Genomic DNA, 1316 nt, shown 5'->3' on the forward strand with positions numbered 1-1316 from the left:
AACGGGTTCGGCTACGTATAATTATAAGTTCAATGGGCAGGAGTTTCAAGATGAATTAGGATTAAATTGGTATAAGTATCGTTATAGAAATTACGATCCTACTTTTGCAAGGTTTTTTAGTGTCGATCCAATAACTGAGGATTATTATAATATTAGCACATACCAATTTGCTCATAATAACCCTGCCTGGAAAATTGAAATAGAAGGATTAGAAGGACAAGAAACTAGTGGAGAAGACAAACAAACAACTTTAGGCAAAGTATGGAGTGCTGTAGAAAGTGGTATGGAATGGGTAAATGAAAACATTAATCCTTTAACCCCAATTGTTGAATTAGCTACAGGTAAAAGTTACTCGAGTGATTTCACAGAAGATAAATCTCGATTAGAATCTGGAGCAGAAGTTGTAATGGGTGTTGTTCCAGCTGGGAAAGCTGTTGGGACTACTGGAAAAGTTTTAACTAAAGGTGCTAATAAAACAAAGGTTTCAAAATCAGGGAGAAGTGCTAATAAAAGAAAGCCTAATCAAGAAGCTCAAGGAGATCATTCAACATTTAATGAGAGAGGAAATACCACATATAAAAAGAATGAGAAGAACCCTTCTGGCTTTGATGAAGTAAAAAGAACAGACATAAAGGGAAAGTCGCACACAAATAAAGATGGTACTAAAGTTGATACACCTCATGTGCACGAAAAAGGAACTAAAGATGTAAGACCTGCTGTTAAAGGTAAAGATTATTAATAAAGATACAATATAATGAAAGATAATATAATAAAATGGATTTCAGAATGGTACGAAAATAATTGTGATGGTGAATGGGAGCAAAATTATGGAATTACTATTGATACTTTAGATAATCCAGGTTGGTCAATATCCATAGATTTAATAGATTTAGATATTGAATTTTCTTCTATACCTTGGACTTTTATTGAAAAATCTCAAAATGATTGGTATGGTTATAAAATTGAAAACGGTAAATTTGAAGCATCAGGAGATACAACAAAATTAACATTTTTGTTAAATAAGTTTAAAGAAATTGTTGAAGATAATTTTGATGAAATTTGAAGAAGATCGAAGAGAAGATTTTAACGAAGAAACCGAGCGTAGCTCAATGGTCAAAGACAGAAACAAGGGTATAACTGAAATAAAATACAACCATCTGAATTTACCGACCCGAATCACTTGGGCAAATAATAAATACATCAGCTATCAATACAATGCTGCAGGTCAAAAAGTGAGAAAGACAGTAGTTAACAATGATAGTTTAAAGATTGTAGATTACTTAGACGGTTTTCAGTATGTAAACAACATCTTGCAG

At 32.4% G+C, this 1316-nt stretch carries 3 protein-coding genes; all 3 read left to right on the top strand.

Features of this window, described 5'->3' with window-relative positions:
* A partial coding sequence (locus HMPREF2660_RS06045) for an RHS repeat-associated core domain-containing protein (RefSeq protein ID WP_141743558.1) occupies positions 1-739 on the top strand: 739 nt, incomplete at its 5' end.
* A gap of 15 nt (positions 740-754) precedes the next feature.
* Positions 755-1063, top strand: a complete 309-nt coding sequence (locus HMPREF2660_RS06050; protein WP_070486135.1) for an immunity 53 family protein — start codon at positions 755-757, stop codon at positions 1061-1063.
* Positions 1053-1316 (top strand): hypothetical protein (locus tag HMPREF2660_RS06055; protein ID WP_141743559.1); only part of this gene is annotated, 264 nt, incomplete at its 3' end. The genes HMPREF2660_RS06050 and HMPREF2660_RS06055, both read left to right, overlap by 11 nt.

Origin of the sequence: Weeksella sp. HMSC059D05 (genome assembly GCF_001809725.1) — a bacterium.
Classification (GTDB): domain Bacteria; phylum Bacteroidota; class Bacteroidia; order Flavobacteriales; family Weeksellaceae; genus Weeksella; species Weeksella virosa.